This is a genomic window from Burkholderia sp. Ac-20379 (assembly GCF_017104645.1).
Taxonomy (GTDB): domain Bacteria; phylum Pseudomonadota; class Gammaproteobacteria; order Burkholderiales; family Burkholderiaceae; genus Burkholderia.
The window spans coordinates 1-7,196 of record NZ_JAAGPF010000359.1; the positions used below are offsets into that span (position 1 = coordinate 1).

Consider the following 7,196-nt stretch of genomic DNA (forward strand, 5'->3'; position numbering starts at 1 on the left):
GCAGCGCGGCCGCGTCGCCGCGTTCGGGCAGCAGGCCCGCGCGGCGGAAGTTGGCGGGCAGGCCGAGCGCGATGCCCGAGCCGCCCGTCACCAGCGCGTGATCGGCGCAGGCTTCGCCCACCACGTGCAGATCGGCGTCGGACAGCGCATCGGTGATCGCGAAGCGCACGCCGTCGGCGCGCAGCGTGGCGAACGCGTCGCGCACCGCCTGCGCGCCGCGTGCGATGGTGTCGTAGCGCACCATGCCCACCTTCGACGGCGTTTGCGCCTGCAGCACGCGCACCAGGTTCGCGTCCTTCATCGGCGTGAGCGGATGGTTTTCCATGCCCGATTCGTTGAGCAGGCCGTCGCCGACGAACAGGTGGCCGCGATAGATCGTGCGGCCGTTTTCGGGAAACGCCGGGCAGGCGATCGCGAGTTGATCCTCCGCGCCGAGCGCCTTGGCCAGCGCGTCGGCCACCGGGCCGATGTTGCCGGCGTCGGTCGAATCGAACGTCGAGCAGTACTTGAAATAGAACTGGCGGCAGCCTTGCGCACGCAGCCAGGCGAGCGCCTCGAGCGATTGCGCGACGGCGTCGGCGGCCGGGATCGTGCGCGACTTCAGCGCGACGATGATCGCGTCGGCGTCGAGCTGCGTGCCGGCGGCGGGCACGCCGATCGTCTGCACCGTGCGCATGCCGCTCTTGACGAGCATGTTGGCGAGATCGGTGGCGCCCGTGAAATCGTCGGCGATGCAGCCGAGCAGCGGCCGCGCGGGGGCTTGGAAAGCGGTCATGGCGATGGGTTCCGTCAACGGGCGCCCGGCAGCGTGATGCCGGGGAAGGTCTTGATCACGGCGGAATCGTCCTCGCCGCCGTGGCCGGCGCTCGACGCGCTCATGAACATCTGGTGCGCGGTGGCCGACAGCGGCAGCGGGAATTTGCTGCGGCGCGCGGTGTCGAGCACGAGGCCGAGATCCTTGACGAAGATGTCGACGGCCGACAGCGGCGTGTAGTCGCCGTTCAGGATGTGCGGCACGCGGTTCTCGAACATCCACGAGTTGCCGGCGCTGTGCGTGATGACCTCGTACAGCGCGTCCGGATCGACGCCTTCGCGCAAGCCCAGCGCCATCGCCTCGGCCGCTGCGGCGATATGCACGCCGGCCAGCAGCTGGTTGATGATCTTGACCTTCGAGCCGGCGCCGTATTCATGGCCGAGCCGGTAGACCTTGCCCGAGATGGCGGCCAGCACGTCCTCGCAGGCCGCGTAGGCGGCGGCGGGGCCGGACGTCATCATCGTCATTTCGCCGGAGGCCGCGCGCGCGGCGCCGCCCGACACGGGCGCATCGAGCATCAGCAGCCCGGCCGCCTCGACGCGTGCGCCCAGTTGCACGGCGAATTCGGGCGAGACGGTGGCGCTCGAGATCACCACCGAGCCGGCGCGCATGGCCGGCACCGCGCCGTGCTCGCCGAACAGCACCGTTTCGGTTTGCGCGGCGTTGACCACCAGCGTGACCACCACCTCGCACTGCGCACCCAGCTCGGCCGGGCTGGCGCAGCGCTGGCCGCCTTCGGCCGCGAAATCGGCGAGCACCTGCTCGCGCACGTCGCAAGCGTGAACCGCGAAGCCGGCGCGCAGCAGCGAGCGGGCAACGCCCAAGCCCATCGCGCCGAGACCGATGACGCCTATTTGTCGTGACATGGTGAACCTTCGTAGGAACGGGAAGCGCCCGGCCGGGCCGGGCGGAAATCAGCGAATGCCGGCCTGCGCGAGACGCCGCGCGGCATTGACCATGTGGGTGCGCGCCGCGTTGCTGGCGGCGAGCGCGTCGCCGGCGCGGATCGCGTCGACGATGGCAGCGTGTTCCTCGCGCACCTGACGCGAGAAATCCTCGCGCGTCGCTTCGTTGCGGCGCGTGACGACCACGCCGGCTTCGAGGTACTGGTTCAGGAAGCTCAGCGTCTTGAGGAAGTACGGATTGCCGGTGACGGCGGCGATCGTGCGGTGGAACGCGATGTCTTCCGCCACGCCGTCGCGGCCTTCGGCCACGGCGATGTCGATGCTCGCGAGCGCGGCGTCGATGCGAACCATGTCGGCGTCGGTGCGGCACTTGGCGGCCTCGGCGGCCACTTCGGCCTCGATCGCGCGGCGCACCGCCAGCAGGTGGGCCAGCGAGCCCGATTCGACCGCTTCGGCGTAATCGATGCGCAGCGGCCGGATCGCGCCGTGCTGCGAGATGAACACGCCGCTGCCCTGGCGCGGCTCCACCACGCCTTCGTTCTTCAGGCGCGAGATCGCCTCGCGGATCACCGTGCGGCTCACGCCGAATTCCTGCGCCAGCACCGATTCCGTCGGCAGCTTGCCGGTGGCTGCGAAGCTGCCGATCTCGATCTGCTTGAGCAGTTGCTGCGCGACCGTGTCGCTCATCGCGCGGGCCGGGATTTTTTCGAACATGAACGTGCCGGGTTTGTCAGGTTATGTGGTCATCATACAAATTTTTGCGCGAAGGGCGGCATCCGGGAATACCCGGTGAATGCCGGTGGTGACGATGGAAAACCTTGCCGGGCAAGGCTTTCGGAAGAAAGACGCAGGCTGGAGAGGGGAACGGACGCCGTGCGATGGCAGCGTTGCCGCACGGTCGTGCGCGGAGATGTTCGGGCGTAAAAAATGGCCGTCGAGGCGGCCATTCGTGAGGCGGACAACGCGGCGGGCGCCGCGTTCGCCGGCTTCAGTCGCGCGGCGCGCCGGGCGTCGGGCGGCTGTCGAGCGTCAACTGCAGGAAGGCCAGATCGAGCCACTTGCCGAACTTCATCCCCACCTGCGTCAGCGTGCCGGTGTGCGTGAAACCGAGCTTCTCGTGCAGACGGATCGAGCCGGTATTGCCGGCCTCGATGCCGGCCACCATCACGTGCTTGCCGAGCGCGCGGGCGCGTTCGATCAGCGCCGTCATCAGTTGCGGGCCGATGCCCTTGCCGCGCTGGTCGCTGCGCACGTAGATCGAATGCTCGACCGTCTCGCGGAAACCGTCGAAGGCGCGCCAGTCGCCGAACGAGGCGTAGCCGATCACCTGCTGCGCGTCGTCCACCGCCACCAGCACCGGGTAGCCGGCGCGGCGCCGGTCGCCGAGCCAGGCCGTGCGGTTCGCCGTGTCCACAGGCGTCTCGTTCCAGATCGCCAGCGTATTGAGCACCGCGTCGTTATAGATGGCCGTGATACCTTCGATGTCCTGCAGGTTCGCGTCGCGGATTTCCATGCCAGCCTCCTTGGGCTGTCCACTAAATTAAAACGAGTGTACACCATAGTAGACGACATCGATCAACGTATCGGCGCGCGAATCCGCGCCGAGCGCGAGGGCCGCAACTGGTCGCTCACGGATCTGGCCGAGAAATCGGGCGTGTCGCGCGCGATGATCCACAAGATCGAGCGCGGCGAAAGCAGCCCGACGGCCACCTCGCTGGCCAAGCTGGCCGGCGCGTTCGACCTGAGCATGTCGGCGCTGCTGGCGCTGGCCGAGCTGGAGGAGGGCCGCCTGCTGCGCGTGGACGATCAGCCGGTATGGCTCGATCCGCAAAGCGGCTACGTGCGCCGCCATGTATCGCCGAAATCGGCGTCGCCGCTGAACCTCGTCGAAATCGATCTGCCGCCCGGCGCGGACATTCCGATGCCGGCCTCGGCTTATCGGCAGGTGCAGCAACTGATCTGGGTGCTCGACGGCACGCTGGTGTTCGTCGAGGGCGGCGAGCGCCACGAGTTGCACGCCGGCGATTGCCTGGAAATCGGGCCGCCGAGCGATTGCGTGTTCCGCAACGACAGCGCCGCGAACTGCAAATACGCCGTGGTGCTGGTGCGCAAGGCATAAGGCATAACGCGCCGCCGCGCTTCGCCGGCCGGGCGCCGCCCCGGCCGCACCTGAATTCCTCCCACGATTGAATGCCCACGCGCCCGTCAGGGCGGTGCGTTTTCGTGCTTGCTTATTAAATGATGTACGTCATATCATGTTGCATGATGATCGTCATGTAATGACGACGCCCGCCACTCGCTACCGGCCGGGGCCGTGCGCATCCGCGTGCGCGGCCCCGGCCGGCTTCCCCGATTACAGGAGTCAACATGCAAGACAACAACGCCGCCGCCGGCGAGGCCGCGGCACCGCGCAAGCGCCGGATCATTCCTTTCGCGATCCTGACGATTGTGCTGATCGGGGCAGTGGGCTACGGCATCTACTGGTGGCTCAGCGCGCGCTTCTACGAATCGACCGACGACGCCTACGTGGGCGGCAACGTCACGGTGATCTCGCCGCGCGTGTCGGGTTACGTGGCGCGCGTGCTGGTGGAGGACAACGCGCTGGTGCACGCCGGCCAGCCGCTGATCGAGCTCGACCCGGCCGATTTCACGGCGCGGCTCGATGCGGCGCAGGCCGAGGTGGACGCCGCCAAGGCCGCGCTGACGCGGCTCGACGCGCAGCACGCGCTGATCGAGGCCGACATCGCCCAGGCGCAGGCGCAGGCCGACGTCGATCAGGCCGCGCAGCAGTTCGCCGCCCGCGACGCGCAGCGCTACGCGAACCTCGCCGAATCGCATTCGGGCACGCAGCAGGATTCGCAGCGCGCGCAAACCTCGCTCGACCAGGCCCGCGCCAAGGTGCGCGCCTCGTCGGCGGCGGTCAACGCGCAGCGCCGCCAGCTCGGCGTGATCGAGGCGCAGAAGGTGGAGGCGCAGGCGCGCATCGAGCAGGCCGAAGCCGCGATGCGCAACGCCAAGCTGAACACGGGCTACACCACGCTGCTCGCGCCCGTCGACGGCTATGTGGGCAACCGCTCGGCGCATCCCGGCACGTTCGTGGCGGCCGGCACGCAACTGATGTCGCTGGTGCCCGCCAAGGGCCTGTGGGTCGACGCGAACTTCAAGGAAGACCAGATCCGCCACATGCGGCCGGGCCAAAAGGTTGAGATCGAGGCCGACGTCAACACCGGCCTGAAGATCGAAGGCCACGTGGCCAGCCTCGCGCCCGCCACCGGCGCGGTGTTCAGCGTGATCCCGGCGCAGAACGCCACCGGCAACTTCACGAAGATCGTGCAGCGCGTGCCGGTGCGCATCGCGCTCGATCGGGACGCGGGCGCGGTCGGCGCGCTGCGCGCCGGGCTGTCGGTGGTGGCGACCGTCGACACGCGCGCGGAGCCGCAATGAACGCCGCCGCCCGGGGCGCGGCCGCCGCGCCGGCCGATCCGCCCGTCCTGCCGTTCGCGATCATGTGCGTGGGGATGTTCGTCGCGCTGCTCGACATCCAGGTGGTGGCCGCCTCGCTGCAGGACATCGGCGGCGGTTTGTCGGCCGGCCAGGACCAGATCGGCTGGCTGCAAACCGCCTACCTGATCGCCGAGATCATCACGATTCCGCTGTCGGGCTGGCTCACGCGCGTGTTCTCGACGCGCTGGCTGTTCGTGGCGTCGGCGATCGGCTTCACCATCGCCAGCATGTTGTGCGGGATGGCCTGGAGCATCGGCAGCATGATCGTGTTCCGCGCGCTGCAGGGCATGCTCGGCGCGTCGATGATCCCGACCGTGTTCACCTCGTCGTTCCACTATTTCAGCGGCCCGCGCCGCGCCATGTCGGCGGCCGTGATCGGCACCATCGCCTCGGTCGCGCCCGCGCTCGGGCCGGTGATCGGCGGCTGGATCACCGACGTGATGTCGTGGCGCTGGATCTTCTACATCAACGTGGTGCCGGGCCTGCTGGTGGCGCTCGGCGTGGCGACGCTGGTGGACATCGACGAGCCCGATCACACGCTGCTCAAGGACGCCGACTACCTCGGCATCGCGCTGATGGCGGTGTTCCTCGGCCTGCTCGAATACGTGCTCGAGGAAGGCTCGCGCTGGAACTGGTTCGACGACGCCGACATCCGCCACGCGGCCTGGATCTCGGGCATCGCCGGGCTGCTGTTCGTATGGCGCAGCCTCAGCTACGACAAGCCGGTGGTGGACCTGCGCGCGTTCCTGAACCGCAACTTCACGGTGGGCTGCATCCTGTCGTTCATCACCGGCATCGGCATCTTCAGCACGATCTACCTGATGCCGCTGTTCCTCGGCTACGTGCGCGGCTACTCGGCGCTGCAGACCGGCACCGTGGTGTGCGCGACCGGCCTCGGCGGCCTGCTCGGCGTGCCGCTGTACATGGTGCTCGCGAAGCGCTTCGACACGCGCTACATCCTGATGGGCGCGCTCGCGATGTTCGGCCTGTCGATGCTGAGTTTCGCGCAGATCACGAGCGACTGGGGCGGCGATCAACTGTTCTGGCCGCAGGTGATCCGCGGCATCGCGCAGGTGCCGGCGGTGGCGCCGGCCGTCACGCTCGGGCTCGGCAGCCTGCCGATGGCGCGCGTCAAATATGCGAGCGGGCTGTTCAACATGATGCGCAACCTCGGCGGCGCGGTGGGCATCGCGATCTGCGGCGCGATCCTCAACAACCGCATCAACTTTCACTTCGAACGGATCGCCAGCACGCTGACGAGCGGCAACGCCGCCATGCAGACGCTGCTCGACGGCACCCAGGCGCGCTTCGGCCAGGCGTTCGGCGATACGGCCCACGCGGCCGGCGCGACGCTGCTGCAACTGCGCGGGCTGGCTTATCGCGAGGCTTCGACGATGGCCTACGCCGACGCGTTCCTCGCCGTGGGCGTGGCGTTCGCGATCGCCGTGGTGCTGGTGCCGCTGCTGCGCAAGGTGGCGCCGCCGCCGCAACAGCAGCCGAGCGACGCAGGACACTGAACAGGGAATCGACAATGACGCATCTCATCCGTACCGGCCGCCGCGTGCTGCCGCCCGCGCTGGCTCCTGCGCTGCTGGCCGCCCTGTTGCTGGCGGGCTGCATGGTCGGCCCCGACTACCGCCGGCCCGAGGTTGCGGTGGCCGAGCATTACCACGCGGGCGACGCGCTGGCGGCGGTGTCCGGCGACAGCACGGCCGACCTCGCGCGCTGGTGGACCGGCTTCGACGATCCGGTGCTCACGCGCATCGTCGAGCGCGTGCTCGCGCAGAACCTCGATCTGGCCGCGGCCCAGGCGCGCGTCGTGCAGGCGCGCGCGGCGGCCGGCGAGGCGGCCACCGCCTGGCTGCCGCAGGGCAGCCTCGACGGCAGCATCGTGCGCGAGCATCAATCGCTGGTCAGCCCGATCGGCACCATCGTCAGCCAGTCGCCCGGCTATTCGCGCAACCTGACGCTCG

General features: G+C 69.0%; 7 protein-coding genes and 1 pseudogene. 4 read left to right on the forward strand and 4 right to left on the reverse strand.

What is annotated here, in order from left to right; all coding sequences use genetic code 11:
- The 4 genes from otnK to G3N92_RS28835 all read right to left on the reverse strand — a co-directional run.
- Positions 1–775: 3-oxo-tetronate kinase (gene otnK, locus G3N92_RS28820; RefSeq protein ID WP_206130979.1), on the reverse strand; the 775-nt coding region annotated here is incomplete at its 3' end.
- 14 nt (positions 776–789) lie between these two features.
- Complete coding sequence (gene ltnD, locus G3N92_RS28825; RefSeq protein WP_206130980.1) at positions 790–1,680, reverse strand: L-threonate dehydrogenase; 891 nt, start codon at positions 1,678–1,680, stop codon at positions 790–792.
- A gap of 48 nt (positions 1,681–1,728) precedes the next feature.
- On the reverse strand, positions 1,729–2,433 hold the full coding sequence (locus tag G3N92_RS28830; protein WP_206130981.1) for a FadR/GntR family transcriptional regulator: 705 nt from the start codon (positions 2,431–2,433) through the stop codon (positions 1,729–1,731).
- A 274-nt stretch (positions 2,434–2,707) separates the two neighbouring features.
- Positions 2,708–3,232, reverse strand: a complete 525-nt coding sequence (locus tag G3N92_RS28835; RefSeq protein ID WP_206130982.1) for a GNAT family N-acetyltransferase — start codon at positions 3,230–3,232, stop codon at positions 2,708–2,710.
- Between the two features lie 36 nt (positions 3,233–3,268).
- On the opposite strand from G3N92_RS28835, the gene G3N92_RS28840 reads away from it, so the two are divergent.
- The 4 genes and pseudogenes from G3N92_RS28840 to G3N92_RS28855 all read left to right on the forward strand — a co-directional run.
- On the forward strand, positions 3,269–3,838 hold the full coding sequence (locus tag G3N92_RS28840; protein WP_206130983.1) for an XRE family transcriptional regulator: 570 nt from the start codon (positions 3,269–3,271) through the stop codon (positions 3,836–3,838).
- 248 nt (positions 3,839–4,086) lie between these two features.
- The gene (locus G3N92_RS28845) at positions 4,087–5,163 is read left to right on the forward strand and encodes an HlyD family secretion protein (RefSeq protein WP_206130984.1); all 1,077 of its coding nucleotides are present in this window, start codon (positions 4,087–4,089) and stop codon (positions 5,161–5,163) included.
- Positions 5,160–6,740 (forward strand): DHA2 family efflux MFS transporter permease subunit, encoded by a 1,581-nt coding sequence (locus tag G3N92_RS28850; RefSeq protein ID WP_206130985.1) that lies wholly within the window; start codon positions 5,160–5,162, stop codon positions 6,738–6,740. Before G3N92_RS28845 ends, G3N92_RS28850 begins: the two co-directional genes overlap by 4 nt.
- Positions 6,741–6,754: 14 nt before the next feature.
- A pseudogene (locus tag G3N92_RS28855) lies at positions 6,755–7,196 on the forward strand (TolC family protein); the annotation flags it as partial.

Coding starts and splice junctions, on each gene's coding strand:
- G3N92_RS28845 (WP_206130984.1), top strand. CDS start 4,087: ATGCAAGACAACAACGCCGCCGCCGGCGAGGCCGCGGCACCGCGCAAG.
- G3N92_RS28835 (WP_206130982.1), bottom strand. CDS start 3,232: ATGGAAATCCGCGACGCGAACCTGCAGGACATCGAAGGTATCACGGCC.
- G3N92_RS28830 (WP_206130981.1), bottom strand. CDS start 2,433: ATGTTCGAAAAAATCCCGGCCCGCGCGATGAGCGACACGGTCGCGCAG.
- G3N92_RS28850 (WP_206130985.1), top strand. CDS start 5,160: ATGAACGCCGCCGCCCGGGGCGCGGCCGCCGCGCCGGCCGATCCGCCC.
- ltnD (WP_206130980.1), bottom strand. CDS start 1,680: ATGTCACGACAAATAGGCGTCATCGGTCTCGGCGCGATGGGCTTGGGC.